This window comes from Micromonospora sp. NPDC049274, from assembly GCF_040678875.1.
Classification (GTDB): Bacteria; Actinomycetota; Actinomycetes; order Mycobacteriales; family Micromonosporaceae; genus Micromonospora.
The window spans coordinates 37,688-64,013 of record NZ_JBFAQS010000009.1; the positions used below are offsets into that span (position 1 = coordinate 37,688).

General features: G+C 72.7%; 27 protein-coding genes and 1 riboswitch. Of the genes, 10 read left to right on the forward strand and 17 right to left on the reverse strand.

Going from position 1 to position 26,326, the window contains the following annotated elements:
• Positions 1 to 130: 130 nt before the first annotated feature.
• Both mycP and AB0K10_RS18300 read right to left on the reverse strand, forming a co-directional pair.
• Positions 131 to 1,366 carry a type VII secretion-associated serine protease mycosin gene (gene mycP, locus AB0K10_RS18295; protein ID WP_363684837.1) on the reverse strand — a complete coding sequence of 412 codons (1,236 nt, stop codon included), beginning with the start codon at positions 1,364 to 1,366 and terminating at the stop codon, positions 131 to 133.
• A gap of 188 nt (positions 1,367 to 1,554) precedes the next feature.
• Positions 1,555 to 1,884, reverse strand: a complete 330-nt coding sequence (locus tag AB0K10_RS18300; protein ID WP_363684839.1) for a MarR family winged helix-turn-helix transcriptional regulator — start codon at positions 1,882 to 1,884, stop codon at positions 1,555 to 1,557.
• Positions 1,885 to 2,127: 243 nt separating this feature from the next.
• On the opposite strand from AB0K10_RS18300, the gene AB0K10_RS18305 reads away from it, so the two are divergent.
• Complete coding sequence (locus AB0K10_RS18305) at positions 2,128 to 2,853, forward strand: carbonic anhydrase (protein WP_363684841.1); 726 nt, start codon at positions 2,128 to 2,130, stop codon at positions 2,851 to 2,853.
• Between the two features lie 57 nt (positions 2,854 to 2,910).
• Here the strand turns inward: AB0K10_RS18305 and AB0K10_RS18310 are convergent, their stop codons facing one another.
• Together AB0K10_RS18310 and AB0K10_RS18315 are read right to left on the reverse strand one after the other, a co-directional pair.
• Positions 2,911 to 3,930 carry a hypothetical protein gene (locus AB0K10_RS18310; RefSeq protein WP_363684843.1) on the reverse strand — a complete coding sequence of 340 codons (1,020 nt, stop codon included), beginning with the start codon at positions 3,928 to 3,930 and terminating at the stop codon, positions 2,911 to 2,913.
• Positions 3,931 to 3,934: 4 nt separating this feature from the next.
• Positions 3,935 to 4,065: riboswitch (cyclic di-AMP (ydaO/yuaA leader) on the reverse strand.
• 713 nt (positions 4,066 to 4,778) lie between these two features.
• Positions 4,779 to 5,075, reverse strand: coding sequence for a metal-sensitive transcriptional regulator (locus AB0K10_RS18315; protein WP_030329541.1), 297 nt, complete (start codon positions 5,073 to 5,075; stop codon positions 4,779 to 4,781).
• Between the two features lie 150 nt (positions 5,076 to 5,225).
• Here AB0K10_RS18315 and AB0K10_RS18320 point away from each other — a divergent pair, with 150 nt between their 5' ends.
• From AB0K10_RS18320 to AB0K10_RS18350, 7 genes are all read left to right on the forward strand, one after another.
• Entirely contained in the window at positions 5,226 to 5,435 is a 210-nt protein-coding gene (locus tag AB0K10_RS18320; RefSeq protein ID WP_363684845.1) for a copper ion binding protein, read from the forward strand.
• Between the two features lie 14 nt (positions 5,436 to 5,449).
• On the forward strand, positions 5,450 to 6,406 hold the full coding sequence (locus AB0K10_RS18325; RefSeq protein ID WP_363685287.1) for a hypothetical protein: 957 nt from the start codon (positions 5,450 to 5,452) through the stop codon (positions 6,404 to 6,406).
• Between the two features lie 12 nt (positions 6,407 to 6,418).
• The gene (locus AB0K10_RS18330) at positions 6,419 to 8,668 is read left to right on the forward strand and encodes a heavy metal translocating P-type ATPase (RefSeq protein ID WP_363684847.1); all 2,250 of its coding nucleotides are present in this window, start codon (positions 6,419 to 6,421) and stop codon (positions 8,666 to 8,668) included.
• A gap of 74 nt (positions 8,669 to 8,742) precedes the next feature.
• A complete protein-coding gene (locus AB0K10_RS18335) occupies positions 8,743 to 8,916 on the forward strand; it encodes a CsbD family protein (RefSeq protein ID WP_036410891.1) in 174 nt (57 codons plus the stop codon).
• Between the two features lie 158 nt (positions 8,917 to 9,074).
• Positions 9,075 to 9,422 (forward strand): helix-turn-helix domain-containing protein, encoded by a 348-nt coding sequence (locus AB0K10_RS18340; protein WP_363684849.1) that lies wholly within the window; start codon positions 9,075 to 9,077, stop codon positions 9,420 to 9,422.
• Entirely contained in the window at positions 9,419 to 9,688 is a 270-nt protein-coding gene (locus AB0K10_RS18345) for a hypothetical protein (protein ID WP_363684851.1), read from the forward strand. The genes AB0K10_RS18340 and AB0K10_RS18345 overlap by 4 nt, the downstream gene beginning before the upstream one ends.
• A 126-nt stretch (positions 9,689 to 9,814) precedes the next feature.
• Positions 9,815 to 11,275 carry an alpha/beta hydrolase gene (locus tag AB0K10_RS18350; RefSeq protein WP_363684853.1) on the forward strand — a complete coding sequence of 487 codons (1,461 nt, stop codon included), beginning with the start codon at positions 9,815 to 9,817 and terminating at the stop codon, positions 11,273 to 11,275.
• Between the two features lie 49 nt (positions 11,276 to 11,324).
• On the opposite strand, the gene AB0K10_RS18355 is transcribed toward AB0K10_RS18350, so the two are convergent.
• The 3 genes from AB0K10_RS18355 to AB0K10_RS18365 all read right to left on the reverse strand — a co-directional run bounded on the left by AB0K10_RS18355 (position 11,325) and on the right by AB0K10_RS18365 (position 14,321).
• Positions 11,325 to 12,578, reverse strand: a complete 1,254-nt coding sequence (locus AB0K10_RS18355; RefSeq protein WP_363684854.1) for a DUF6596 domain-containing protein — start codon at positions 12,576 to 12,578, stop codon at positions 11,325 to 11,327.
• Positions 12,575 to 12,931: a YciI family protein gene (locus tag AB0K10_RS18360; RefSeq protein ID WP_363685289.1), complete on the reverse strand. Its 357-nt coding sequence runs from the start codon at positions 12,929 to 12,931 to the stop codon at positions 12,575 to 12,577. Before AB0K10_RS18360 ends, AB0K10_RS18355 begins: the two co-directional genes overlap by 4 nt.
• Positions 12,932 to 13,079: 148 nt before the next feature.
• Complete coding sequence (locus tag AB0K10_RS18365) at positions 13,080 to 14,321, reverse strand: DUF2786 domain-containing protein (protein WP_363684855.1); 1,242 nt, start codon at positions 14,319 to 14,321, stop codon at positions 13,080 to 13,082.
• A 169-nt stretch (positions 14,322 to 14,490) separates the two neighbouring features.
• Between AB0K10_RS18365 and AB0K10_RS18370 the strand changes: the two genes are divergently transcribed.
• Together AB0K10_RS18370 and AB0K10_RS18375 are read left to right on the forward strand one after the other, a co-directional pair.
• Positions 14,491 to 14,973 carry a DUF2243 domain-containing protein gene (locus AB0K10_RS18370; RefSeq protein WP_363684857.1) on the forward strand — a complete coding sequence of 161 codons (483 nt, stop codon included), beginning with the start codon at positions 14,491 to 14,493 and terminating at the stop codon, positions 14,971 to 14,973.
• The gene (locus tag AB0K10_RS18375; protein ID WP_363684859.1) at positions 14,970 to 15,866 is read left to right on the forward strand and encodes a cytochrome c oxidase assembly protein; all 897 of its coding nucleotides are present in this window, start codon (positions 14,970 to 14,972) and stop codon (positions 15,864 to 15,866) included. Before AB0K10_RS18370 ends, AB0K10_RS18375 begins: the two co-directional genes overlap by 4 nt.
• On the opposite strand, the gene AB0K10_RS18380 is transcribed toward AB0K10_RS18375, so the two are convergent.
• From AB0K10_RS18380 to AB0K10_RS18425, 10 genes are all read right to left on the reverse strand, one after another.
• The gene (locus AB0K10_RS18380) at positions 15,867 to 16,145 is read right to left on the reverse strand and encodes a hypothetical protein (protein WP_363684861.1); all 279 of its coding nucleotides are present in this window, start codon (positions 16,143 to 16,145) and stop codon (positions 15,867 to 15,869) included.
• A 14-nt stretch (positions 16,146 to 16,159) separates the two neighbouring features.
• Positions 16,160 to 17,239 (reverse strand): hypothetical protein, encoded by a 1,080-nt coding sequence (locus AB0K10_RS18385; RefSeq protein ID WP_363684863.1) that lies wholly within the window; start codon positions 17,237 to 17,239, stop codon positions 16,160 to 16,162.
• Positions 17,223 to 17,564, reverse strand: coding sequence for a hypothetical protein (locus tag AB0K10_RS18390; protein ID WP_363684865.1), 342 nt, complete (start codon positions 17,562 to 17,564; stop codon positions 17,223 to 17,225). Before AB0K10_RS18390 ends, AB0K10_RS18385 begins: the two co-directional genes overlap by 17 nt.
• Positions 17,565 to 17,567: 3 nt before the next feature.
• A complete protein-coding gene (locus AB0K10_RS18395) occupies positions 17,568 to 18,014 on the reverse strand; it encodes a YbaB/EbfC family nucleoid-associated protein (protein ID WP_363684867.1) in 447 nt (148 codons plus the stop codon).
• An 88-nt stretch (positions 18,015 to 18,102) separates the two neighbouring features.
• Positions 18,103 to 19,224 carry a CaiB/BaiF CoA-transferase family protein gene (locus AB0K10_RS18400; protein ID WP_363684869.1) on the reverse strand — a complete coding sequence of 374 codons (1,122 nt, stop codon included), beginning with the start codon at positions 19,222 to 19,224 and terminating at the stop codon, positions 18,103 to 18,105.
• Positions 19,221 to 21,404 carry a 3-hydroxyacyl-CoA dehydrogenase NAD-binding domain-containing protein gene (locus AB0K10_RS18405; protein ID WP_363684871.1) on the reverse strand — a complete coding sequence of 728 codons (2,184 nt, stop codon included), beginning with the start codon at positions 21,402 to 21,404 and terminating at the stop codon, positions 19,221 to 19,223. Before AB0K10_RS18405 ends, AB0K10_RS18400 begins: the two co-directional genes overlap by 4 nt.
• Positions 21,405 to 21,421: 17 nt before the next feature.
• Positions 21,422 to 22,636 (reverse strand): acetyl-CoA C-acetyltransferase, encoded by a 1,215-nt coding sequence (locus AB0K10_RS18410; protein ID WP_363684873.1) that lies wholly within the window; start codon positions 22,634 to 22,636, stop codon positions 21,422 to 21,424.
• Positions 22,626 to 23,786, reverse strand: a complete 1,161-nt coding sequence (locus AB0K10_RS18415) for an acyl-CoA dehydrogenase family protein (RefSeq protein WP_363684875.1) — start codon at positions 23,784 to 23,786, stop codon at positions 22,626 to 22,628. Before AB0K10_RS18415 ends, AB0K10_RS18410 begins: the two co-directional genes overlap by 11 nt.
• 136 nt (positions 23,787 to 23,922) lie before the next feature.
• Positions 23,923 to 25,080, reverse strand: a complete 1,158-nt coding sequence (locus AB0K10_RS18420) for a peptidoglycan recognition family protein (protein ID WP_363684877.1) — start codon at positions 25,078 to 25,080, stop codon at positions 23,923 to 23,925.
• Between the two features lie 199 nt (positions 25,081 to 25,279).
• On the reverse strand, positions 25,280 to 26,257 hold the full coding sequence (locus AB0K10_RS18425; RefSeq protein WP_363684879.1) for a YafY family protein: 978 nt from the start codon (positions 26,255 to 26,257) through the stop codon (positions 25,280 to 25,282).
• Positions 26,258 to 26,326 lie beyond the last annotated feature (69 nt).

Sequence of the window (26,326 nt, forward strand, 5' to 3'; positions counted from 1 at the left end):
GCCGCGTTCCACAGCCGTGCCGCGTTCCACAGCCGTGCGGCGTTCCACAGCCGTGCCGCGTTCCACAGCCGTGCCGCGTTCCACAGCCGTGCCGCGTTCCACGGCCGTGCCGCCCCGGGGCGGCGCCCGCTCAGCCGGTGATCGGTTCGTCGGTACGGCGGCCGGGGCGCCAGCCACGTCGGCGGCCGCGCGCCATGATCGGTCGCGCGATGAGCAGCAGTACGGCGAGCAGCCCGCCGATGGCGGCGGCCCAGATCGCGACGGTGCGTTGCCAGCTCAGCGGGTCGGCCCCAGCGGCAGGTGCGGCGAGCCTGGCGACCGGCTGGTTGGTGCGGGTGCCCAGCAGGCTCGACACTGCCCGGTACGGGTTGACCACGCCGTAGCCGACCTCGGCGTTGCGGCCCTGCGGCGGGTTGTCCGCCGTCCGTTCCAACCGGTCGGCGACCTGCTCCGGGGTGAGATCCGGGTAGGCGGCCCGAACCAGCGCGGCCACCCCCGAGACGTACGCGGCGGCGAAGCTGGTGCCGCCCGTCGGCTCGGCGCGGTAGCCGGAGCCACCCGGCGCCGGGCCGATGATGTTCAGTCCCGGAGCGGCGACGTCGACGAAGGTGCCGCTGACCGACGTGCCCACGTGCCCGCCCTGCTCGTCCACGCCCCCGACGGCGATCACCCCCGGGTACGCGGCCGGGTAGGCCGGCCTGTCCTCCTGGGTCTCCTGTCGGTTGCCCGCCGCGGCGACAAGCACCACCCGCTTGGCGAGGGCGCGTTCGACGGCCTCTGCCAGATCGCTTCGGGGCAGGGTCACCAGGGACAGGTTGATCACGTCGGCGCCGTTGTCGACCGCCCAGTCGATGGCTGCGGCGATCTGCCCCGGCAGCGCCTCGTCGTTGGTGCCCTTGGCATCCGGAAGGACCCGGATCGGCAGGATGCGCGCCCCCGGGGCGACGCCGCTGAACGGCACCCCGGTGCTGTCCTTGCCGGCGATGATGCCGGCGACCATCGTGCCGTGACCAGCGAGGTCACACTGCCCCTGCTTGGCCGGCAGGTTGTTGAAGTCGCGCCCCTCGAGCACCTGACCCTTGAGAGCCGGGTGGATGGCCGAGACCCCCGAGTCGATGACCGCAACCGTCACCCCGGCGCCCCGGGAGAGTGGCCACGCCGCGGCGGGATCCACCCGGCGCAGTGCCCATGGCATCTGCACCAGGCCGTCCTCGCCGGCCGGGCCGCAGGTGGGTGCTGCCGCGACCGCCGGGGACGAGGGGACCACCAGGGCAGCGCCGAGCAGAGCCGCCAGGGTTCCACTGAGGACGGCTCGGAGGGCACGGCGGGACGGCTCGGTCGTGCTCGGCGGCAGGCATTCGCGCACCCGCAGAGATTACCGCTGCGCCGCGTCGGGCAGCGGCCCGCCGACGCCGTTCCGGCGGGCGACGACGACGCGCGGAAGCCGACGCCGCTCGGAGCCAGGCGCGACGACGCCGATCGCGGCGGGGTAACGGGGACGCCGGAAGGGGTCGGCGTGCGCCGATGGCGTTCAGTGTCGGCGCGAGGTCGCGGTCAGGGTCGGGACGTCACGTCGTCGGCGGGTGCGTCGGCGAAGAGCGCGAGCAGGGCACCCACCTGGCGGTCGGCCTCGGCCGGGTGCCGGAACCGGCCGGCGGGGTTCAGGGTGTACTCGTTGCGGCGCCCCACGCGGGTGCGGTGCAGGTAACCGCCGGCCTCCAGGTCGGCGACTATGGCCTGGGCGGCCCGCTCGGTGACGCCCACCTCGGCCGCCACGTCGCGTAGTCGCGCGGTGGGGTCGCGGGCGATGGCCAGCAGCACATGCCCATGGTTGGTCAGGAACGTCCAGTTCCGGCCGCCTCCGGCCGTCGCCGCGCTCGCCATCGTGGCGCCGCCTCTCCGGTTGTCCGCCCCACCCTATGCCGCCGGCGTGTCGGGCCAGGTGCCGACGGCCCGGCCGGTCCCTGCGGCCGGAGATCGGTTCGGGTTCAACGTATGAAATCTAAATCACGCATACCTTGACGCCTCTTGCGGTGCGTGTGACCGTGGAGCCCGGGCCAGCGCCCACCGCCGGCCCGGCTGAAAACCCTGTTGAACAGGTCAAACGCGTGGAGACGAGGTGCGGGAATGAGCCGTTCCGGTACGCCTGGCGAGCAGCCCGGCCCGCAGCGGGCCGGCGATCGAGCGGCGACGTCGACCGAGCCGGCCCGTGCCTACGCAGAGCTGGCCGCCGGCAATCGTCGCTTCGTCAGTGGAGCGCCGCGCCACCCCAACCAGGACGCCGGGCACCGCGCTGCCGTGGCCGACGGGCAGCACCCGTTCGCGGTGATCGTGGGCTGCTCCGACTCCCGGTTGGCCGCCGAAATCATCTTTGACCGGGGACTGGGCGACCTCTTCGTGGTCCGTACGGCCGGGCACACCGCCGGCCCGGAGGTGCTGGGCAGCGTGGAGTACGCGGTCGCCGTGCTCGGCACCCCGCTGGTGGTGGTGCTCGGCCACGACTCGTGCGGCGCCGTACAGGCTGCTCGCGAGGCGGCCGCCACCGGCGTCGCGCCCCCGGGGCACCTTCCCGCGGTGGTCGACGCCGTACTGCCCAGCCTGCGGCGCGCCACAGCCGAGGGCGTGACCGATATCGACGGCATCGTCGACATCCACATCGCCCAAACCGTCGAAACGCTGCTCGGGCAGTCGCCCGTGCTGGCGGCCGAGGTGGCGCAGGGACGGTTGGCGGTGGTGGGGATGTCGTACCGGCTCGCCGCCGGTGTGGTGCGCCCGGTGACCCCCGTACCGTCGGGTGCCGCGACTGTCGACGCACCCGGCGCCGCGGACGCCCCGGCAGCTACCGCCGCCTGACAGGGCGAGGGCCGCCCCGCGGGGTGCGGGACGGCCCTCGGACTCCTGAGCGGTGGGTCAGAGCAGCGACATGTGCACGTGGTCGGTGTGGTTCGACGGCCCGCTGTACGACTTCCAGCCGGTCGCCGGGAACCAGATCTGCCGGTTCCAGATCACGTAGTAGATGCCGAGGCGGTCGGCGTTGCGGATGAGGAACGCGGCGACGTTGTTGCCGTACATGCGGGTGTCGTTGTTGTGCCACGGGCTGAAGCCGCTCTTCTGCAACGACCAGTCACAGGCGCGGCCCTTCGGGTGCTCGTACGGGCCACCGTTGCGGTGGCAGCCGACGAACCGGTTGAACCCGGCCCGTTTGACCTCCTTGTACGCGTGCAGCGTGCGGGGCGTGACGCAGCCGGAGGTGGTGGGGTCCTTCTCGCTGCACGACTGCGGCTTCCAGTCACCGTCGGCGGTGCGACCCGGGCCGATACGGGCGACCGGCGAGGTGGCGTCCACCAGGCCGCCGGTGAAACCCTGACCGCCGACGAGCGCGAGCGACTTCTCCGCGTCGCGCTTGTCCTTCGCCATCAGGGCGGTCTGCTTCTGCTGCTCGCGGACCTCCGCGTCGAGGGCCAGCTTGGCCTGCTCGGCGCGGGCCTTGACCGCGTTGACCTCGGCGAGCTTCTTCTCGTTGACCATGTTCATCTCGTCGAGCGCCGCGGCCCGTTGGACGAACGAGTCCGGGGCGTCGCTCTCCAGCAGCATCGCGATCGCGCCGACGCGCCCGGTCCGGTACGACTGGGCGGCGATCTGCGCGACCTGCGGCGCCAGCGCGGCCAGGTCGGCCTTGGCCCGCTCGACCTCCAGCGAACGCTCGAGCTGCCGCTTCTTGGATTGGTCCAGCTTGGACTTGGCCGCCACGTAGTCCCGGTTGGTCTGCTCGATCACGTCGTCGAGCAGCTTGGGCTCGTCCTCCTGCTCGTGCCCGGACGGTGTGGGGGTCGTCGGGGCGGCGTGGGCCGGGAGGGGTCCGGCGAACACGGTCAGCGCGGCGAGCACGGCCACCACGGGTGTCAACCAGCGGCGTAGGGGTGCCGTCACAATGTTCCCTTCCGTCGACCGCCGACCGGGTTAGCTGACGGGTTCGGGGCGGAAGTGGCCCCTACCGCTGGCGCGGATTCACCCCACGTGCCTGGGTCCCCGGCTCGCCGGTTGGCGATTGGGCGGTGGCACCGCAGGCGCCGCTGCGCGCCTTCGTCGGTGACCGGCAGCGAGGTTACCCGAGAATCCACCGCCTGAGCTACGTCCCGATACCCACTAAAAGCGTCATTTCGCCATGGCGTTGAGTGACCAGTGACGCGGTTCTCAGGGGGGATGCCCGATCCGGTCACGCTGAGGAGTGTCACCATGCCGTATCCGTGCTCCTGTTCGGCTCTGGCCACCGGGCGGTGGCGGTGGATGGGGGTGGACGCCGCTCCGGATCGGGCCCGTCGGGCCGACCCGTTGGCGGGGAGCTGAGGGCGGCCAGTGCCTCCGTCCGGTCCGCACGGGGGCGCGGCGTCAGGGCGTCGGCGTCCGCGCCCCGCACCGGCGTCGACCCGGCCGCGCTCACCGCCGCGGCCAGCCCGGTGGTGAGGGGTACGGCGGCGCGTCGTACCCGGGGCGGGGCGGGGCGAGCGGAACTGCTGTGGTCGGAACCCAATGCGAGACTCCCAACGATCCGGTGCGGGGTACGTGCCGACGGGCCGGGCGGTTCACCTCCGCCGGACGAACACGGTGACGAGCGCATCGGATGGCTGGCTGACGAACGGGCGGTCACGCACAGTGACCGGCCGGCCCGGCTGGTACGTGCCGGCGCCGCTGTCTGGCGGTGCCGGCGCCCGACTGTGTGGCGGGGACCGGTGGGCCATCGTCGGAAATGGTAGTCACGGCGGGAGCCGTCTGCCGGCTCAGCCGCGCTTCATGAGTCGGCCGACGGCCGCCATCATCTCGGTGGCCATCTCGTCGGCCCGGCCCTCGGCCGCTCCCTCGTGCATGCAGTGCCGGGCGTGCCCGTCGAGCAGGCCCAGGGCCACCTTGTCGAGAGCGGCCTGGATCGCGGAGATCTGGGTGAGCACGTCGATGCAGTAGCGGTCGTCGTCGACCATCTTCTCGATGCCCCGGACCTGGCCCTCCACGCGGCGGAGCCGCGCGAGCAGCTGGTCCTTGCTGGCGGTGTACCCGCGGATCGGGGTGGGAGCGGTCATGACGACGAGGATAGCGTACCCCTGGGGGGTATGGTACCGTCCCTTCCTGCCGGATACCCCCACCGGGTACCGGTACGTGAACGGACACCGGTCTGACTCGGCCTTACCCCTGGGGGGTATAGGCTGGCGGACGATGAAGGGAGAGCTTCGATGGTCGACACGATGTACCAGGTGCGCGGCATGACCTGCGGGCACTGCGTCAGCGCCGTCAGCGCCGAGGTGGGCGCCATTGCCGGCGTGCGCGACGTGCAGGTGGATCTCGCCAGCGGCCGGGTCACCGTCACCAGTGAGCAGCCCGTGGCCACCGAGTCCGTTCGGGCCGCAATCGACGAGGCCGGTTACGACCTCGTCGAGGCGTGAGCGGGAGGCTCGAGGTGAACACGGTGACCAGGCTGGGCGGGTTCGCCCTCGGTCTCGCGGCGGTCTTCGGCGCGGCGTACGGGATCGGCCGGGTGGTCGACCCGGCCGCCCCGGCCGCCCGGAGCGGGCACGACGGCGGCGCCGCCCACACCTCGGGCCCCACCACCCACGACGAGGTGACCGATCGGGTTCCCGGTGGCCTGCTCGTCTCCGACCGGGGTTACACACTCGTTCCGGTGGCCGCCCCGGCAGGCGAGTTCGCCTTCCGCGTCGGTGGACCGGACGGCCGCCCGGTGACCAGGTACGACGTGGCGCACGACAAGCGGATGCACCTGATCGTCGCCCGCCGGGACCTGTCCGGTTTCCGCCACGTGCACCCCGACCTGGCTCCCGACGGCACCTGGCGGGTCGACACCCCGCTGGCCGGTCCCGGGCAGTGGCGGGCGTTCGCCGACTTCACCCCGACCGGGGGTGAGCCCCTGATCCTCGGGGTGGACGTGACGGTCCCCGGTGAGTTGACCGAACGGCCGCTGCCCGCCCCGGCGAGCAGCACCACCGTCGACGGGTACACGGTCACCCTGGCCGGCACGCCGCAGCCCGGCCGCACGTCGCCACTCACCCTTACCGTCAGCCGGGACGGGCGGCCGGTCACCGACCTGGAGCCCTACCTGGGGGCGTACGGGCACCTGGTGGCGTTGCGCCGCGGCGATCTCGCGTACCTGCACGTCCACCCGGACGGAACGCCCGGCGACGGGCGCACCCGACCCGGTCCGCAGGTCACCTTCCTCGCCGAGGTGCCGTCGGCCGGCAGCTACCGGCTCTACCTCGACTTCCGGCACGGCGGGCGGGTGCACACCGCCGAGTTCACAGTCGTTGCCGACGCCGCCGCGACCGGTGCCGGCCCCACCCCGGGTGGACCGTCCTCGACCGGCGGCGCCGAGCACGGCACCCCCGGCCACGGGCACAACTGACGGGACCAGACGATGACCACCACCAGCAGACCCCTGCCCGAGGCGCCGAACCGGATCGAGCTGGCCATCGGGGGAATGACGTGCGCCGCCTGCGCCGCCCGGATCGAGAAGAAGCTGAACCGGATGGACGGGGTGAGCGCCACAGTCAACTACGCCACCGAGAAGGCCACGGTCCGGTACGCCGACGGTGTCACCCCGGACGACCTGATCGACACGGTGCAGAAGACGGGCTACACGGCGGCCCTGCCGGCCCCGCCGACGACCGAGCAGCCGGCCGACCCGCTGCGGGGTCCGCGTACCCGGCTGTGGGTGTCGGTGGCGCTCAGCGTGCCGGTGGTCGTGCTGGCCATGGTGCCGCCCTGGCAGTTCGACTACTGGCAGTGGCTGTCACTGACCCTTGCGGCTCCGGTGGTGGTCTGGGGCGGGCTGCCGTTCCACCGGGCCGCCTGGACCAACCTGCGGCACGGCGCCGCGACCATGGACACGCTGGTCTCGCTGGGCACCCTGGCCGCGTTCGGCTGGTCACTCTGGGCGCTCTTCCTGGGCGACGCGGGGATGCCCGGGATGACGCACCCGTTCCGCTTCGACATCACGCGCACCGACGGCGCCGGCACCATCTACCTGGAGGCGGCCGCCGGGGTGACCGTGTTCATCCTGGCCGGCCGCTACTTCGAGGCCCGGTCCAAGCGGACCGCCGGGGCGGCCCTGCGCGCCCTTCTCGAACTCGGCGCCCGGGACGTGGCGGTGCTGCGCGACGGGGTGGAGACGCGGATCCCGGTGGACCGGCTCGCCGTCGGTGACCGGTTCGTGGTCCGCCCCGGCGAGAAGATCGCCACCGACGGGGTCGTCGACGAGGGCACGTCCGCCGTCGACGCCAGCATGCTGACCGGTGAGTCGGTGCCGGTCGAGGTCGGGCCGGGCGACGGCGTGGTCGGCGCCACGATCAACGCGGGCGGCCGGCTGGTCGTCACCGCCACCCGGATCGGCGCGGACACGCAGCTCGCCCGGATGGCCGACCTCGTCGAGCAGGCGCAGAGCGGCAAGGCGGCCGTGCAGCGGCTGGCCGACCGGCTCTCCGGCGTCTTCGTGCCGATCGTCATCACCCTGGCGGTGGGCACCCTCGGCTGGTGGCTCGGCACCGGCGCCGGTCCGACCGCCGCGTTCACCGCCGCCGTGGCCGTGCTGATCATCGCCTGCCCATGTGCCCTCGGGCTGGCCACGCCTACCGCGCTGTTGGTCGGCACGGGCCGTGGCGCCCAGCTCGGCGTGCTGATCAAGGGACCGGAGGTGCTGGAGTCGACCCGTCGGGTCGACACCGTCGTACTGGACAAGACCGGCACTGTGACGACTGGTCGGATGACGTTGGTGGACGTCGTGCCGGCGAGCGGTGAGGTCCGCGCCGAGTTGCTTCGGCTCGCCGGGGCCGTGGAGGCCGCCTCCGAGCACCCGATCGCCCGGGCCGTCGCCGCGGGTGCCGTCGAGGCCGGAGCGCTGCCCCCGGTGACCGGTTTCGCCAACCTCGAAGGGTCGGGCGTCACCGGCACCGTCGACGGGCGGGCCGTACTGGTCGGCCGGCCCCGGCTGCTGCGCGAGCGCGGCGTCGACGTACCGCCGGAGGTCGACCGGGCCGTGCGGGACGCCGAGGCCGCCGGACGTACGGCGATCGTCGCCGGCTGGGAAGGACGGGCGCGGGGTGTGCTCGCGGTCGCCGACGTGGTCCGGCCCACCAGCCGGACAGCCGTGGCTCGGCTGCGTGCGCTGGGGCTCACCCCGGTCCTGCTGACCGGGGACAATCCCACAGTGGCCCGGGCGGTCGCCGCCGAGGTGGGCATCGACGAGGTGATCGCCGAGGTGCTGCCCGCCGGGAAGGTCGACGTCGTCCGGCGGCTGCAGGCGCAGGGGCGGTCGGTGGCGATGGTGGGGGACGGGGTGAACGACGCGCCGGCACTTGCCCAGGCCGACCTGGGGTTGGCCATGGGCACCGGCACCGACGTGGCGATCGAGGCGTCCGACCTCACCCTCGTCCGGGGCGACCTGGATGCGGCGGTGGACGCCATCCGACTGTCCCGGCGCACGCTCGGGATCATCCGGGGCAACCTGTTCTGGGCCTTCGGTTACAACGTGGCAGCCCTGCCGCTGGCCGCCGCCGGGCTGCTCAACCCGATGATCGCCGGTGCCACGATGGCGCTGTCCTCGGTCTTCGTGGTGGCCAACAGCCTGCGGCTGCGTCGGTTTCGCTCGGCCACCGATCGCGGATTGTGACGATGGTGATGGTTGGGCCGGCGATGACGGGGGTACCTCTGCTGTCGTAGCGACGCTTGCAATGGAGGTTGGCAATGGGATTCGACGACAAGATCAACAACGCCACCGAGGACGCGACCGGCAAGCTGAAGGAAGGCGCCGGTCGGGCCACCGACAACGAGCAGCTCGAGGCCGAGGGTCGCGCTGACCAGTCCACGGCCAAGCTCAAGCAGGCCGGCGAGAAGATCAAGGACGCCTTCAAGAGCTGACGTACGACGTAGCAGAACGCCGGGCCGGTGAGTTTCACCGGCCCGGCGTTGCTGTCTGTCCCGGACCGGGAACCCTGAGATCCCCCTGATTCCGCTGTCGACCGCACCGCCGCGCGCTGTTACCTGCTAACTTCTGTTGGCATGTGCAAGGGCTGGTTATGAGTGCCGCCTCACCGCCGACCGGCGACGACCTGGTCCGGATGCTGGCCACCCTGGCCAACCCGCACCGGCTGCGGGTCGTCGCCGCGCTGGCCCGTGAGCGTGCCTATGTCAGCGGGCTGGCCCGGCAACTGGGCATCAGCCGGGCGCTGTTGCAGGTCCACCTACGGAAGCTGGCGGCGGCCGGGCTGGTCACCGCTCGCCTGGAGTTGTCGGAGGACGGGAAGGCCATGAACTACTACGAGGTGGAGCCGTTCGTGCTCACACTCACCCCCGAGGTCATCGCGGCGGCGGTCCAGACGCTCACCGTGCCCGACTCGGCCGAGCAGTCCGGAGCGGACCGATGAGCGAGCACGACTGGACCGAGGTGGTCGGCGCGATCGGCATCTTCGGTTTCCTGATCAGCGTGGTCACGGTGACAGTCGTCCAATTCGCCAAGACCCGGCGGGCCCGGTACGAGGCGGCCCGCGCGGACGACTACCGCCGGCTCGCCGAGACGGCCGCTCAGTCCCAGGCGGAGAACGCCCGCCTGCTCGCGGCCATGGACGGCCGGCTGGGCGGGATGGAGACCCGGATGACCACCCTCGAACGCGTCCTGCGCGAGGTCGACTGACCGCGCCGGAGACGGAGGCCCCGGGCCGTCGAGCGGCCACTCGACGGCCCGGGAGGGAAGCAGCATCACCTCGCCCAGTGGGCGAGTCTCACCGGTAACGCTCCTTCGAGGAGAGGACAGCACCTCATGCTGCGCGTACGCAAATCCGCAGTCGGCTGGGCGGTCGCCCTGGCCCTCACGGCCGCCGGCCTGACCCCGGCGAGCCCGGCCGCCGCCCGAGCACAGCCCGCCCCGACGATCGATTGGCGGCCGTGCGCCGCCGACGCCACCGCCCAGTGCGGCACCCTGTCCTTGCCGGTGGACTGGAACCGACCTCGGGGTGAGCGCTTCGACCTGGCGCTGGCCCGCCGCGTCGCCAACCCGGCCACCCGGGAGGGTGCGCTGGTGTTCGGTCCCGGCGGGCCGGGCGACAGCGGGGTCGACCGGGTGGTGAACGGCAGCTCCCGGTTCAGCGCCGACCTGCGCCGCCGGTTCGACATCGTCAGCTTCGACCCGCGCGGCACCGGCGGCAGCCACCCGGTGCTCTGCGCACGGGACCTGCTCGCCCGGCAACCGCAGTTGATCGCCGACCAGGCCCAGTTCGACGCCACGCTGGCCGGCAACGTGCTGCTGCGCGCCGACTGCCGCGCCCGCACCGGCCCGCTCTACGACCACGTGGACACCACGAGCGCCGCCCGTGACCTCGACGCGATCCGGGCCGCGCTCGGCGAGCGGCAGTTGACCTTCCACGGCAGCTCCTACGGCACCCTGCTCGGCGAGCGGTACGCGGAACTGTTCCCGGAGAAGGTCCGGGCCATGGTGCTGGAGGCCGCCATGGACCACAGCCTCGACACCCGGGCGCTTCTCGACACCCAGGCCGTCACCTCTGAGGACGCGTTCGACGAGTTCGTCGCCTGGTGCGACAGGTCCACCGCGTGCGTGCTGCACGGGCAGGATTTGCGGGCGATCTGGGAGAGGCTGCGCGCGCGGGCCGAGCGCGGCGATCTGACCAACCCGAAACGGCCCGGTGTCGTGCTGACCCCGTTCGAGCTGACCCGGCTCACTCACAAGGAGTTCTACGACACGTGGCGGTGGCCGGGGCTCGCCGAGTGGCTGGGCAGCATGGACGTCCCCAGCGCCGTGCGGGCCGCCGTCGTCCCGTCGGCGGGCGACGCCGTGGCGCCGTACCCCTTCGCGGTCTTCTGCCAGGACTGGAGCCTGCCCGTCCGCGACTACCGTGAGTACGCCGGACACCTGCGCCGGATGGCCCGGCTCGCGCCCGACCTGCGGTACCCGACGGCGGTCTTCGCCCTCGCGACCTGCCTGGGCACGCCGACGCCGGTCGCCAACCCGCAGCACCGCCTGCGCGTGCGCACCGACGTGCCGCTGCTGATCGCCGCCACCGTGCACGACCCGGCCAGCGGATACAACTGGGCCACCGACGTGGCGCGGCAGTTGGGCAGGCACGGCGTGCTGCTGACCTACGAGGGTTGGGGGCACGGCAGCTACACCACGAGCCCGTGCGTGGAGCGGACCGTCGACGCCTACCTGATCGACCGGGTGGTGCCGCCCCGGGGCACCCGCTGCCCGGCCGTCGAGCCCGTGTGACAGTCGGCCGCCGGCGTCGGGTCGATCCGCCCGGCGTCCGGCGGCGGACCTACCGGGGCGCGGCCAACCGGGCCGCCCGCGACTGGAGATAGCGCTGCTCCGGCAGGCTCGTGGTGCCGCGTGCTGCCGCCAGGTACGCCTCCCGCGCGGCGCCGGGCTCCCCGGCCAGCTCCAGCAGGTGCGCCCGGACCGCCGCGAGCCGGTGGTGCCCGGCAGTGCGGCCGTCGGAGTCCAGGGCGGTGAGCAGGGCGAGCCCGGCGCGTGGCCCGTCCACCATGGCCACCGCGACCGCCTGGTTGAGCGTGACCATCGGGTTGGGGGCGATCCGCGCCAGCAGCCGGTAGAGCGCCACGATCTGCGGCCAGTCGGTCTCCGCCGCCGTCGGCGCCTCGGCGTGCACCGCCGCGATCGCCGCCTGAAGCTGGTACGGGCCGGGCGGCGACCAGGTGAGCGCCTCGGTGACGAGGGCGACTCCCTCCGCGATGGCATCGGCGTCCCAGAGGGTGCGGTCCTGCTCGGTCAGCGGCACCAGCTCGCCGTCCTCGCCGACCCGGGCCGCTCGATGGGCGTCGGTCAGCAGCATCAGCGCCAGCAGCCCATTCACCTCGCCGTCGTCGGGCAGCAGCCCGTGCAGGACGCGGGCCAGCCGGATCGCCTCGCCGGTCAGCTCGGCCCGTCGCAGGTCCGGCCCGCTGGACGCGGTGTACCCCTCGTTGAAGATCAGGTAGAGCACCCGGAGCACGGTGCGCAGCCGCTCGCCGCGCTCACCCGGTCCGGGCATCGAGAAACGGGCTCCGGCGGCCTCGATCCGCTGCTTGGCCCGCCGGATCCGTTGGCTCATGGTCGCCTCGGGCAGCAGGTGCGCCCGGGCGATCTGGGCGGTGCTGAGGCCGCCGACCGCCCGCAGGGTGAGCGCCACCTGCGCCGAGGGCGCGAGCGCCGGGTGGCAGCAGAGGAAGAGCAGGGTGAGGGTGTCGTCGGCGTCCGCCACCGCCGGCGGGGCGTCGGCCGCCGGGGCGACCTGGGCGTACGCCGGCTCGCGCAGCGCCAGCGCCACCTCGCGGTCCCGGCGGGCGCTCTCGCTGCGCCACTCGTCGGTGAGCCGGCGGGTCGCCACGGTGAGCAACCAGGCGCGCGGATTGTCCGGTACGCCCTGCCCGGGCCACTGCGTCGCGGCCGCGAGCAACGCCTCCTGGACCGCGTCCTCGCACCTGTCGAACTGGCCGTGCCGGCGGACCAGCAGGCCGAGGACCTGCGGCGCGAGCGTGCGCAGCAGGTCCTCGACCGTCCGGTCGTCGGTCACATCTCCGTCCCGGCCTGCTCCATGACCGGCCGGACCTCCATCGCGCCGCCGTAGCGCACGTCCGGCCAGCGGGCGGCGATCTCGGCGGCCCGCTGCGGGCTGTCGCAGTCGACGGTCAGGTAGCCGGCGAACTGCTCCTTGCTCTCCACGAACGGCCCGTCGACGATCTCGGTGTCGCCGCCGACGCGCCGGACCGTCTGCGTCTGCGCCGGGTCGGCCAGCGCCTGGCCGTCGACCAGCTCGCCGGTCTCGGTCAGCTCCTTCATGATGTCGTCGACCTCGCCGAACAGGGCGTTGCGGTCCTCCTCGGTCAGCTCCTCGGTGAAGCCGGGCCGGTTCCAGATCAGCAGCATGTACTTCACGGCGATGCTCCTCGCTCTGCGTGTCGCTCCCCGGTCGGGGTGCGGCTCACCGGAGGGTCGGAGCCGACACCCCATTCCCTACCGGTACCGAAGAAAATCGCAGAAAATATTTGCCGGCGGTGGTCCCACGCCGGGCGGATCACTGTCGACCGGGCACCTGTCGAGGCCGCTTGCCGCCGCCGACGTCCAGCGCGGCCCGGTCGGCGGCCGAGGTGCCTGACGACCAGCCCTCGGCGTCGCGGACGCTCAGTCGGTGCCGTGTGACGCCCGGGAAGAGGGTGCCCAGCCGCTCCTGGACCGCCTCGCCGCGTGCGGCGAGCACCGGCAGCAGCCGCTCCGACCCCGCCGTCTCGACGGCCGCCTGGTCCGCCGCCTCGGTGGCCGCGCGCAGTCGCTCACCGATCCGCAGCGCGAACGCGTTGAGGAAGGACTCGTCCCACACCTTCGTCCGCCGGCCCGACCCCGGCCGGCGCTCGGTGCGCCCGCGCAGCATCGCGGCGGTGGCCTGCACCAGCAGCGACGTGTAGAGCAGCTCTACCGCCACGAGGTCCGCCGGCCACCCCAGCACCGTGGTGAAACCGAGATCGTCGGACCAGACCGCCTCGCACCGGTTCGCCGCCGCCACCTCCTGCACCAGCAGCGCCTTCGCCCCCGCGTAAGGGGTCTCGGTGCCCAGCCGCACCCCGCCCGGCAGGTCGCCGCGCTCCGCCCCTGCCGCCAGCAGCGCCTCGTCGATGCTGTGCCGGGCGATCAGCTCCTGCGCCTTCCCGGTCAACGCCTCCGCCTCGGCAGGGAAGGTGGTCGACTCGGCCTTCGCGAGCAGCGCGCGGACCCGGTCCAGCATCGGCGACCCGCCGCGGCCCGCACCGGCCACGCGGGGGACGGCCGCACCTGTCGAGCCGGGCGGTGGGCGGAGCACCGCGATCGGTGGCAGGCTCTCCACAAGCGCGAGTACGTCGACCGCCGCGCGTAGCGCGTCGACCCGGTCCAACCCCTCCGCGGCGGCCCAGGCGGCAAGCAGGTCGCGGCCGTCGTCCCGGCCCTCGGCGGTCAGCCCGCGTAGCTGGTCGTCCCACCAGTCGGGGACCGGCCCGGCCTGCTCGCGTCTCTGGGCGGCCAGCGCGTCCCGGACCAGCCGGGCGGCCCTGGCATCGAGCCGCCGTCCGGTGATGCGGTGTACGTCGACAGGCTGCCAGCCGCGCGGCCAGAGCTGCCCGAGACCACGGACCAGCCGACGCAGCAGGGCCGCGTCCACAGCCGTGGCGCCGTCCGCCGCACCGGTGCCGACCATCAGCCGGTCCAACTGCCGTTCGGCCCGTCGTACGTCGGTGCCGCGCACCGCCGCGAGCGCGTCGGCGACGAGTTCGTCCGCGTCCGGCACAGGCACCTCCTCAGTGGTTGCCCTCTCAGGCTCCATGATCATGCCGGTGGTCGTGCGGAAGTCGCGAAACGGGGACCGTGGCGGTGCCTCACCGGCAGTGGCTTCGGCGGGCATGGATCGTTGAGTCCGGGGTAGTGCGGCAGTGATTCGGGCGAATGCGAGGTGTGTGATGGTCGGTTCCAGCCTGCCCAGTGCACGTACCGTCGACGCCCGCTCCTCCATCCTCGCAGGCGTCCTGATCGGTGTCGCGATCATGGCCGCCGTGGACGAGATCGTCTTCCACCAGTTGCTGGCCTGGCACCACTTCTACGACCGGTCCACGCCGTCGGTGGCGCTGCTCTCGGACGGGCTGCTGCACGCCGCCGAGGTGATCGCCCTGGTCGGCGGGTTCTTCTGGTTCGCCGATCTGCGCCGACGGCTGGCCCTGTCGCCCCGGCTGGCCTGGGGTGGCGTCCTGCTCGGCGCGGGAGGGTTCCAGCTCTTCGACGGGCTGGTCGACCACAAGGTGCTCCGGGTACACCAGATCCGCTACGGCGTCCACCTGGTGCCGTACGACGTGGTCTGGAACGTAGGCGGCGCGGTCCTGCTGCTGGCCGGCGCGGCGCTCATCTGGTGGACGCGGTCCCGCGGGCCGGGTGACGGCTCCCGGTGACGGCAGTCGCTCCGGACCTACCGGCGGTGCCACCCGGCGGGCCCCCGGCGGACGGATCGGGCTGGTCGGTGCTGCCGCCCCTGGCACACGGGGGCCACGCGGCTGTCGGGCCGGGTTGGTTGCCGCTGCTCCCGGTCGCGGTGCTGGCCGTCGGCTACCTGCTGGCCGCCGTACGCGACAGGCGCGGCTGGGACCATCGGCGTACCGTCGCCTGGCTGGCCGGGTGCGCGGTGCTGGCGGTCACGCTCGGGCCGCTGGCCCAGCTCTCGGACGATCCGCGCGGGCACATGGCGCAGCACCTGCTGCTCGGCATGCTGGCGCCGCTGGGGCTGGTCCTCGGCGCGCCGGTGACGCTGCTGCTGCACGTCGCGCCAGCACCGACGCGTCGGCGGGTCGGCCGGCTGCTGCGCGCCCGCTGTCTGCACCTGATCGCCCACCCGGTCACCGCCGCGCTGCTGAGCACCGGCGGGTTGGCGCTGGTGCTGCTCACCCCGCTGTACGCGGCGGCGGAACGCCAGCCGGCCCTGCACCACGCCGTGCACCTGCACTATCTGGCCGCGGGCTACCTGTTCGCCTGGTCGCTGGCCGGGCCGGACCCGGCGCCCCGCCGCCCCGGGCTGGCCGTGCGGGTCGGCGCGCTGCTCGCGGCGTCGGCGGGCCACGCCGTGCTCGCCAAGTACCTCTACGCGCGGGCCGGCATCCTGCCCCCGGGGCTGACCGACCCGGACGCGGCGGCGTTCCGCTCGGCCGCCCAGCTCATGTACTACGGAGGCGACGCGGCGGAGCTGCTGCTGGCGGTGGCCCTCTTCGCGACCTGGTACCGCCGCCGGTCACCTCGCGCGATCGGCGGGCTCGCGTCACGACAGCGCCCTGTCGTGACGCGAACCTCGTGATCAGCTCTGCGCGGGCGGGGCGGCCAGGACGGCGGTGAGCCGCTGGAGGAACGCGCGGATGTCGTCCTCGCTGTGGTGCGTCTCGGCCTGGTCGTTCAGGGGGCCCGAGTAGAGCAGCGCCTGGTCCAGCGCCTCCCGCGTCTCGGCCCGGCCACCCGGGTAGAGCCCGGCGGCCACCCCGTCGGCGACCCGGGTCACCACCGCATCGTCGAGCGTCCTGTCGAACTGGACCCCGTAGAGGATCCCGTTGACGTGGCCCTTCCAACTGTCCGTACCCATGCTCGTCGACTCCCCTAGAAGATCCGGCCGCCATCCCAGCCCAGAATCGGAACCCCGTTGACGCCGTTGCGTCTGAACTCGGCGTCGAGATTGGCCATGTGGCTCGGGTCGGGCTGGTAATGACCGCTGCGCGCCGTGGCGTACTGGACCCTACCGTCCTTGACGACCAGCTCGCCGGCCGCGGCGACCGGGTTTCCGTTACCCAGAGTGGAGTGGTGGAAGTCGCCGACCCGCTGGTAGTTGGACGCGTAGAGGTTGCCGTTGCCGTCCATCACGAAGATCGCCTGACTGTCCCCGCTGAACACGGTCTGCGCGCTCGACGTGTCGAACGGCTCGCCGTTGCGCGCGCTACGTAGCACGCCGTCGCCGTCGAAGAAGACCCGGTGCTGTTCGAGCTCCTCGGGACTGAGCCGGCGCACGGCCGTCGGGAAGTGGCCCCCGGGCAGATGCTCGTTGCGGTACTTGTCGAGCATCGCCTTCGTGTTGGGATAGCGCCCGGTGGTGTGCGGGCCGGGCACGCGGGGCCGCTTCGGGCCGCCCCGCTTCGCCCCCTTGCGGGCGAAACGACGCAGCAGCGTCTTCGCGCGCATCAACAACTGCGGAATGATCTCCTTGACGACCCGCTCGATGACCTCCTTGATGACCCGTTGGATCGCCATCCGGGCCAGGCCGATCGAGACGGGGATCTGCGCGAGCGAGGCGCCGAAGCTGGGTGCCGCAGCCGCCAACGCGATCGCCACCTGGATCACCAGGATCGTCAACTGGACGATCACGATGATCTTCTGCGTCAGGGTGATGATGGCCATCACCAGCAACGCCATGCCGATCAGTTCGGCCGCCTGCGCGCCGTCCTCGATGCGGCGCGGCGCACCCTCCTCGCCCTGCCACGCCTGCTCGAACGCCCGGACGTCATCGCCGCTGTTGGTCGTGCTGACCTGCGCCGCGCCCGACTGCGCCTCCCCGGCCGCCGTCCGCAGCCGGCCGGCGAACGCGAACCACATCTGGGACGCCTCGACCAGCAACTCCTCGTCGGCGGTCGGCCAGGTGAAGCCGACCCAGCCCAGCGCCTCGGCGAGCTCAGGAGGAAGCTGCATACCCACTGGGCAGCTCCATCCTCGTGAAGAGTTCCCCGTTGGCGAGGTCGGTCGCCTCGTGCGCGTCGGCGCTGAGGTCGAGGTTCTCGGCGGCCTCCAACAACTGGTCGGCCATCGACCGGTACACGTCGAGCGCATGCGTCAGGACCTCGACGTACACGGCCCCGAAGAGTGAGCCCGCCTCGTCGGCGCCCCAGGGATTACCCGCCCCATTCACAGTCGACTCGAGGCCGCTGACCGCCTCGCCGAGCTGCTGGCCGGTTGTCGCGATCGACGACGCAGCGGAGTGCAGAGCGTCGACGTCCACCTCGATCCCGTCGGACACGGCTCAGCGCCGATTCATCCGGCGGGTGGCCGCGTCCAGGTCGCCGATCATCTGCTGGAAGCCACGGAACGCCTCCTCGGAGACCCGTTCGAGCTGCTGGGTGAGGGCCATGCTGTCGACCTGGGCCGCAGCCGTCAGGTCGGCCCGGCGGGCACGCTCGTCGGCCTGTGCCGCCTGGACCGCCTCCAGGACGTACGCGGCGATCGTGCTCGTGCCGGCTCGGGACAGGCTCGGGTCGATCACCAGCGTCCGCAGGGCGCCGAAGGCGTCGACCTCCGCCTCGACCAGACCGGCCCCACCGGTGCCCCGCCCCACCGTCTGCTCGGCGTCCGGCACGGGCCCGTCGCTCTCACCCGGCTGCGCCGTGACGGCGCCCGACGCCTGGCTCAGCAGGCGCATCGCCTCTTCGAGCGAGCCGCTCAGGCCGGACGGATCAATCCCGCTCGCCATGCTCGTCCCCCCAGGTACGCAGTCGACCGTCGGTGCACGACGGTATCAACGCGACACCCGCTCGGGTATCCCATGGGTCCGCTGTGGATCAATCCCAGGAGGCGAGGATGTCGTCGACAGGCGCGACGTCGCGTCCGGGATCGGGCGCGGGTGCGGGCGGGCCCGCGGGCGTACGGTCGAAGCGGGGCGCCGGGGCCGGCTGGATCTCGCCGTCCACCTCGACGAACGTCCCCCGGGCCGCGTTGTGCGGGTGCCGGTGCGCCTCCCCCGGGGCGAGCACGGGGGCGACGCAGGCGTCCAGGTCGGCGAAGACCGTCGTCCACTCGTCCCGGGTCCGCTCGGCGAACCGTTCGGTGAACCGCCTGCGCAGCTCGTCCCAGCCGCTCGGGTCGTACTGGTCGGGCAGATCGGCGTCGTCGGCCAGGCCGAGACCCGTCAGCAGTACGGCGTAGAAGGCCGGTTCCAGTGCCCCGACGGCCATGAAGCCGCCGTCGGAGGTGGCGTACGTGTCGTAGAAGGGCGCTCCTCCGTCGAGCAGGTTCCGCCCGCGCGAGGCGGCCCACAGGCCGGTGCCCAGCAGCCCGTGCAGGAAGGAGGTGAGCAGCGCCGAGCCGTCCACCATTGCCGCGTCGACGACCTGGCCGACGCCGGAGCGTTCCCGTTCCAGCAGGGCTGCCAGCACCCCCACGGCCAGCACCATGCCCCCGCCGGCGAAGTCACCGAGCAGGTTCAGCGGCGCGTGTGGGCGGGCGCCGGGTCGGCCCAGGGGCTCCAGCGCGCCGGCGACCGCGATGTAGTCGATGTCGTGGCCGGCCCGACCGGCCAGTGGGCCGTCCTGACCCCAGCCGGTCATCCGCGCGTACACCAGGCGGGGGTTGTGGCCCCGGCAGACGTCCGGGCCGAAGCCGAGCCGCTCGGCGACCCCCGGTCGGTACGCCTCGACGAGCACGTCCGCCCGCTCGACCAGGCGCAGCAGGTCGGCCACACCGGTCGGGGACTTGAGGTCCAGCGCGGTGACCCGCCGGCTGCGCTGCAACGGTCCACCGGTCGGCGCGGCCAGCCGTCCGGCGCCCGGGCCACCCGGCCGGTCGACGCGCACCACGTCCGCCCCGAGGTCGGCGAGCACCATGCAGCCGAACGGGGCCGGCGCGAGACTTGCCAACTCGACGACCCGCACCCCGGCCAGCGGCCCGCCGCGCGCGGCCGTCACGCGACGCCTGCCGGTTCGGCTGGACGGGCAGCCGGCTCGGTGCCGCTCGGCGGCTCGGCGGCGAGCCGGTCGGCCAGGTCGGCGGGTGGCGTGAACCGGTCACCGTACGCCCCGGCCAGCTCGCTGGCGCGCGCCGCGAAGCCGGCCGGGCCGCCCGCGTACTGCCGGACGTAGCGGATCACGCCTCCCGTCCAGGCGGGGAAGCCGATGCCGAAGATCGAGCCGATGTTGGCGTCGGTCTCGGTGCGCAGCACCCCCTCGTCCAGGCAGCGCAGCGCGTCCAGCGCCTCGGCGAAGAGCATTCGCTCCTGAAGGTCGGTGAACGGCACCGCCCGGCCGGCGTCGCTGACCAGGTCGGCGAGGCCGCTCCACAGCCTGCCCCGGGTGCCGTCGTCGTAGGAGTAGAAGCCGCGCCCGGCCGCACGCCCCGGCCTGTCGTACGCGTCGACAAGTTCGTCGACGAGCCGGTGTGCGGGCAGCGGCAGGTACTCCTCGCTGGCCGCCTCGAACTGGCGACGGATCCGCTGGATCAGGGTGAGGCTCACCTCGTCGGCCAGCGCGAGGGGTCCGGTCGGGTAGCCGGCCTGCAACGCGGCCTGCTCCACAGACGCGGCCGGTACGCCCTCGGCGACCATGCCTACCGCCTCGTCGATGAACCTGCCGATCACCCGGCTGGTGAAGAAGCCCCGGCCGTCGTTGACCACGATCGGGGTCTTGCCGATCCGCCGGCCCAGGTCGAAGGCGCGCGCCACTGCCGCGTTCCCGGTCCGCTCGCCGACCACGATCTCCAGCAGCGGCATCCGATCCACCGGCGAGAAGAAGTGCATGCCGATGAAGTCCGCCGGTCGGTCCACGCCGGTGGCCAGCGCGGTGATCGGCAGGGTGGAGGTGTTGGAGGCGAGCAGCGCGCCCGGCGCGAGCACCGGCAGCACCTCGGCGAAGACCGCCTTCTTCAGGGCCGGGTCCTCGAAGACCGCCTCGATGACCGTGTCGCAGCCGGCGAGGGCGTCCACCTGGTCGGTGGTGGTGATCCGGTCCAGCACCGCGCGGGCGTCGGCCTCCGTGGCCCGGCCCTTGCGGACCCGGCGGGCCAGCAGCCGTTCGGCGTGCTCCCGGGCCCGCCCGGCGGCCTCCGGCGACACGTCCTTCACCACCACGTCCAGGCCCGCGCTGGCGCAGGCGTACGCGATGCCCGCGCCCATCATGCCCGCGCCGAGCACCGCTACCTTCCGCACCGGCGGGACGTCCACGGAAGGTCGGGCCGCACCGCCGTTGACGGCCTTCAGGTCGAAGAAGAACGCGCCGATCATGTTCTTGGCGACCTGCCCGGTGAGCAGGCCGATAAGGTGCCTGGTCTCCACGGTCAACGCGGTGTCCAGGTCGACCTGTGCGCCCTCAACGGCGGCGGCCAGGATCGCCTCGGGTGCGGGCAGCCGGGCACCCTTGAGCTGCTTGCGCAGGGTCGCGGGGAAGGCGGGCAACTGGGCGGCCAGCGAGCGGCTGGCCGGAGTGCCGCCGGGCATCCGGTAGTCCGGCCGGTCCCACGGCTGGGTCGGTTGCGGGTTCGCGGCGATCCAGGCCCGTGCGTGATCCAGCAGTTCGGTGGGCGTGGCGACCACCTCGTCCACGATGCCGGCGGCCAGGGCGTCGGCCGGGCGCATCCGTCGACCGGTGAGCAGCACAGTGGTCAGCGCTCCGGCCAGGCCGAGCATCCGTACCGTCCGGGTGACTCCGCCCGCCCCGGGCAGCAGGCCCAGCGTCACCTCGGGAAGCCCGAGCCGGGAGCCGGGCGCGTCGAGCGCGATCCGGTGGTGGCAGGCGAGGGCGATCTCCAGGCCGCCGCCGAGCGCGGAGCCGTTGACCGCCGCGACGACAGGTCTGCCCAGCGTCTCCAGGCGGCGCAGGTCCCGCTTGATGGTGCCCAGCAGCTCCGCCAGGGCGGGCGCGTCGGCGCGGGTGGCCCGGATCATCTCGGGCAGGTCACCGCCGGCGAAGAACGTGGACTTCGCGCTCGTCACGATGACGCCGACGAGATCGCGCTCGACCTCCAGCCGGTCCAGCACGGCGCTCATCGACGCCGCGTACGCCCGGTTCATGGTGTTCGCGGACTGGTCGGGGTCGTCCAGGGTGAGGGTGACGATGCCGTCGTCGCCGCGGTCGTACCGGATGGTGGTGGTCATGTGTCTCTTCCCCCGGGTCAACAGCGCTCGAGAACGGTGGCGACGCCCATGCCGCCGCCGATGCAGAGGGTCACCACGGCCCGGCGCAGGTCGCGGCGTTCCAACTCGTCCAACGCCGTGCCGAGCAACATGGCTCCGGTGGCGCCCAGCGGGTGACCGAGCGCGATCGCGCCACCGTTGACGTTCACCCGGTCCGGGTCGAGGCCCAGGTCGCGGACGTACTTGAGCACCACTGCCGCGAACGCCTCGTTGATCTCGAACAGGTCGATGTCGTCGACTGTCAGCCCGGCGACGGCGAGCGCCTTGTGGGTGGCCGGGACCGGGCCGGTCAACATGAGCGTCGGGTCGGCGCCGGTGACGGCCGCGCCGACGATCCGGGCGCGCGGGGTGAGGCCGAGGGCCTGCCCGACCTGCTCCGACCCGATGAGCACCAGCGCCGCGCCGTCCACGATGCCTGACGAGTTCCCCGCGTGGTGGACGTGTTCGATGGCCTCCAGCCAGTGGAACTTCTGCAACGCGACCGCGTCGAACCCGGCCGCCTCGCCCATCGCGGCGAAGGACGGGGTGAGCCGGGCCAGCGCCTCCCTGGTGGTCTCCGGGCGAGGGTGCTCGTCGACGGTGAGGATGTCCAGCCCGTTGCCGTCGCGCACCGGCACCACCGAGCGGGCGAAGTGTCCACCGGCCAGTGCCTTGGCGGCCCGCTCCTGCGACCGCAGCGCGTAGCCGTCCACGTCGTCGCGGGTGAAGCCCTCCAGGGTGGCGATCAGGTCGGCGCTGACGCCCTGCGGCACGAACGACGTGGCCAACGCGGTCTGCGGGTCGGTGGCCCAGGCCGCGCCGTCGGAACCCATCGGCACCCGGGACATCGACTCCACCCCGCCGGCGAGCAGCAGGTGCTCCCAGCCGGAGCGGATCCGCGCGGCGGCGGAGTTGACCGCCTCCAGTCCGGAGGCGCAGAACCTGTTGAGCTGCACCCCGCCCACCTGGTCGGGCAGCCCGGCCAGCAGCGCGGCGGCCCGCGCCAGGTCACCGCCCTGCTCGCCGACCGGGGTCACGATGCCGAGCACCAGGTCCTCCAACCGGCTCACGTCCAGGCCGGGGTTGCGCTCGCGCAGCGCGTCGATCAGGCCGACCACAAGCGAGATCGGCTTGACCCCGTGCAGCGCGCCGGTGTCCCGGCCGCGTCCGCGCGGGGTGCGGACCGCGTCATAGACGTACGCCTCAGAGGGCACGGGCGATCAGCTCCTTCATGATCTCGTTGGTGCCGCCGTAGATCTTCTGGACGCGGGCGTCGGCGTACATCCGGGCGATCGGGTACTCGGTCGTGTAGCCGTAGCCGCCGAAGAGTTGCAGGCACCTGTCGATGACCTCGCACTGCCCGTCGGTGAGCCACGACTTCGCCATCGCGGCCGTAGCCACGTCCAGGTCGCCACGGGTGTGCCGGACGATGCAGTCGTCCAGGAAGACCCGGCTGACCCGGGTGCGGGTGGCGCACTCGGCGAGCACCATCCGGGTGTTCTGGTGCCCCATCAGGGTCTTGCCGAAGGCGGTGCGCTCCCTGGCGTATGCGACGGTCAGCGCGACGGCCCGCTCCATGGCGGCCACCGCGCCCACGCCGATGACCAGCCGTTCCTGCGGAAGCTGCTGCATGAGCTGGATGAAGCCCAACCCCTCGGCACCGCCGAGCAGGTTGGCCGCCGGCACCCGGAACTCGTCGAAGAACAGCTCGGCGGTGTCGTTGGCGTGCAGCCCGATCTTGGACAGCAGCCGGCCCCGGCGGAAGCCCTCCGGGTCGCCGCCCACCTCGCACACCAGCAGCGAGACGCCTGCCGCCCGCTGCTCGGGGTCGGTCTTCACGGCCATGAGAATCAGGTCGGCCAGGCCGCCGTTGGTGATGAACGTCTTCGCGCCGGTGACCAGGTAGTCGTCGCCGTCGCGGACCGCCCGCGTCCGCATCGCCTGGAGGTCCGAGCCGCCGTCGGGCTCGGTCATCGCGATCGCGCCGACCAGCTCACCGCTGCACAGGCCGGGCAGCCACCGTCGCTTCTGCTCCTCGCTGCCGTACGCCACGAGATAGCCGGTGACGATGCCACTGTGGACGGCCAGCCCGAGGCTGCTCTCCCCGGTGTACGCCTGCTCGTGCAGAAGGACGGCCTCGTGGGTGAAGCCGCCGCCCCCGCCGCCGTACTCCTCGGGGACCGACAGGCCGAGCAACCCCAGCTCACCGGCGCGCCGGTAGTGCTCGCGGTCCGGGTGACCCTGCGCCAGCAGGCGCTCGGCGTGCGGCAGCACCTCCTTGGTGAAGAAGGTGCGGGCCAGGTCGGCGAGGTCGTCGTGCTCCGGTTCGCGCCAGGGCGAGGGGGGACCGTCGGGGGTCGGCATGTGCACCACCCTCGCGCCCTGTTGGCGACCTGTCAATAAGCGTGCCTCAGGGGTGGTCCACGCCAGATCGGCGATGTGGCGGCATGCGGGCGATCGGAACCATCCCAGATCGCCGATCTGGCGTGAACCAAGCCGACTATCGCTGGTGGTGCTTCGGCGGAGTCGGGAACTGCGACAGCATCACCGCGACCTCCTGGCGGAGAGCGCCGAGGTAGGGGTGGAAGGCGTCGCCGGGGCACTCGGTCGGGTCGGCCCCGATGGCCGCCCAGTCCCGGTGGCCGGAGATGACGTCGACCCTGCCGCTCGCGTCACTGGCCGGGTTGACGTAATTGGTCTTCGCGCCGGGGGCGAGTCGACCCGCGGCGGCGAGGCCCGCCAGGACGAACACCAACGACCGGTGCGCCGCGGCGCTGGGCTGACGAGACGTGAACCGGCCCAGCAGGCAGATGCCGATGTTGCCGGCGTTGTAGCCACCCACGTGCGCCCCGTTGACCATGAGCGGCCGACCGTCGGTGCCGACGCCCGGACCGTAGACCGGGAGGAAGCCCGGGTCGGAGTAGCGGCCCTCGTAGATCCGCCCCGCCTCGTCGATCAGCAGGTGGTAGCCGATGTCGCCGAACTCCTGAAGCACGCACTGGTCGTAGTAGATGGCACGGACGGTCGCGGCCGGATCCGGGTCCTCGTTGTGCTCGTACACCCCGCTGTGGTGGACCGTCAGCGTCTGCACCGGGAAGAACTCGGCCGGCCACAGTTCGCTGCCGTCGTCGGCGAAGCGGAGCGACTCGTCAGCGCCCCACCGGGATCGGGGCAGGTACGCCGGCGGCCGGCCACCTCGCGGAACCGGAAGGCTGTTCGTCCGCGGGTTCGCGATCTTCCGCCGGGGCCCGTCGACCATGTTCAGTTCGGCCACTGTGGCATCGGAGCCGTCGGCGACCTGGACCTCGTACGCCGTGGCGCCGTTGGCGACCACGACGTTGGAGCGGGCCGATGCCCGGCCTCCGTCCCGGCCGTTCTGGCACGCGTTCAGCTCCAGCCAGTCACTCCACACCCTGCCGGTGCGGAGGCGCACCGCCGCGGAGGGCCCGCCGTGCCTGATGGACAGGTGGGTCAGCGGGATGGCCGGTGAGGTCACCACTGTCCTGCTCAGCAGGCGGCCGCGCGGGGCGGCCAGGGGCGACGTCACTTCGTTGGCGGTGGACGGCGCTGCCGCCGCGGACTCGGCGAACGTGCCGGCGGCCGACAGGCCCACCGCCGCGCCGGCCGCGCCGGAGAGGACTCGACGTCGAGAAACCACGATTCTGCTCCCTTTGCTTGATGCTCCAGGCGTCAGTCGGCATGCCGGCCGTCAGCCTGGGCCGTGGTGCCCTGGCAGGGCCCTTCGGGCACAACGCCAGGATGGGGCGCTACACACGCTAAAGCGGCACTCTTGACGATTGGTTTATCAGCAATGAAGAGCCGCACGGTGCTGGCGCTACGTCGTCGAAACGGGGCGACTAGCTGCGGGTCGACTCGCGTCGTCCGGAGGCTGCCAACCGCTCAGCGAGTGCGACGACGCGATCGCGGAGCTCGTCCGGTCGCTCGATGACGAACGGCAGATCGAGCGCGGCGAGCACAGCGGGTAACCAGTCGAGACTCTCTGCCCGGACCTCCACGTCCAGCCAGCCTTCGTCCGCGCCCTCGCGCACCTCGGCGACGCTGGCCGGTAGCTGCCTGTGGATCTGCTCACGTGTTCCCTGTATCCGCAGCGACACCGCATGCTGGTACGACGCCTGTGCCATCGACCTGAGGAGGCGCCCTGCGGGATCGTCCCCGGCGGGCGGCTCGAACGAGCCGGGCAGCGTTCGCGCGTCCGCGATGCGGTCGAGCCGAAGGGTTCGATCCTCACCGATATCCGGATCGACCCCTGTGACGTACCACCGGCCCGCGTGGTTGACCAGCCCGAACGGATGCAGGGCGCGGACGCTACGCCTGCCGTTGCGCGAGGTGTACTGGAGTGAGATCGGCTGGTGTTGGCGGACCGCCTCGGCGACGGTGAGGAGTACGTCCGTCCGCGGCGCAGGAAAGTCGCCGGGTTCGGTGGTGAAGGCGAGAGACTGGAGTACGGCGTCCAGCCGGTCCGCGATCCGCGACGGCAGGACGCGCCGGATTTTCGCGGCGGCAGTCTCACCCGCCGTACCCGTAGCCGTCGCCAACCCGGCACGGCGGCCGGCAACCAGGCCGAGTAGGACGGCCAAGGCTTCGTCGTCGCTGAACATCAGCGGCGGCAGACGATAGCCGGCGGCGAGCCGATACCCGCCGTAGCGACCGCGCACCGACTCCACCGGCACGTCGAGGTCGACCAGGTGACTCACGTAGCGCCGCACGGTGCGCGGTTCGACGCCGAGGCGCTCGGCAAGCTCGGCCATCGTCCGGACGCCGCCGGACTGCAAGAGCCCCAGCAGTGCGAGCACCTGGGCTGTCGGCCGTGCCACGGTCTGAACCTACCTCGAATACTGGACCAGATCTGTCCAGTATTCGGGCTAGCGTGCCTACGCAGACCG

Excerpts from the sequence above, each read along its gene's own strand:
- AB0K10_RS18335 (WP_036410891.1), top strand. The coding sequence starts at position 8,743 with ATGGGATTCGACGACAAGATCAACAACGCCACCGAGGACGCGACCGGC.
- AB0K10_RS18370 (WP_363684857.1), top strand. The coding sequence starts at position 14,491 with ATGGTCGGTTCCAGCCTGCCCAGTGCACGTACCGTCGACGCCCGCTCC.
- AB0K10_RS18320 (WP_363684845.1), top strand. The coding sequence starts at position 5,226 with ATGGTCGACACGATGTACCAGGTGCGCGGCATGACCTGCGGGCACTGC.
- AB0K10_RS18405 (WP_363684871.1), bottom strand. The coding sequence starts at position 21,404 with ATGACCACCACCATCCGGTACGACCGCGGCGACGACGGCATCGTCACC.
- AB0K10_RS18340 (WP_363684849.1), top strand. The coding sequence starts at position 9,075 with ATGAGTGCCGCCTCACCGCCGACCGGCGACGACCTGGTCCGGATGCTG.
- AB0K10_RS18380 (WP_363684861.1), bottom strand. The coding sequence starts at position 16,145 with ATGGGTACGGACAGTTGGAAGGGCCACGTCAACGGGATCCTCTACGGG.
- AB0K10_RS18395 (WP_363684867.1), bottom strand. The coding sequence starts at position 18,014 with ATGGCGAGCGGGATTGATCCGTCCGGCCTGAGCGGCTCGCTCGAAGAG.
- AB0K10_RS18330 (WP_363684847.1), top strand. The coding sequence starts at position 6,419 with ATGACCACCACCAGCAGACCCCTGCCCGAGGCGCCGAACCGGATCGAG.
- AB0K10_RS18345 (WP_363684851.1), top strand. The coding sequence starts at position 9,419 with ATGAGCGAGCACGACTGGACCGAGGTGGTCGGCGCGATCGGCATCTTC.
- AB0K10_RS18415 (WP_363684875.1), bottom strand. The coding sequence starts at position 23,786 with ATGCCGACCCCCGACGGTCCCCCCTCGCCCTGGCGCGAACCGGAGCAC.
- AB0K10_RS18360 (WP_363685289.1), bottom strand. The coding sequence starts at position 12,931 with ATGCTGCTGATCTGGAACCGGCCCGGCTTCACCGAGGAGCTGACCGAG.
- AB0K10_RS18385 (WP_363684863.1), bottom strand. The coding sequence starts at position 17,239 with ATGCAGCTTCCTCCTGAGCTCGCCGAGGCGCTGGGCTGGGTCGGCTTC.
- AB0K10_RS18305 (WP_363684841.1), top strand. The coding sequence starts at position 2,128 with ATGAGCCGTTCCGGTACGCCTGGCGAGCAGCCCGGCCCGCAGCGGGCC.
- AB0K10_RS18315 (WP_030329541.1), bottom strand. The coding sequence starts at position 5,075 with ATGACCGCTCCCACCCCGATCCGCGGGTACACCGCCAGCAAGGACCAG.
- AB0K10_RS18300 (WP_363684839.1), bottom strand. The coding sequence starts at position 1,884 with ATGGCGAGCGCGGCGACGGCCGGAGGCGGCCGGAACTGGACGTTCCTG.
- AB0K10_RS18350 (WP_363684853.1), top strand. The coding sequence starts at position 9,815 with ATGCTGCGCGTACGCAAATCCGCAGTCGGCTGGGCGGTCGCCCTGGCC.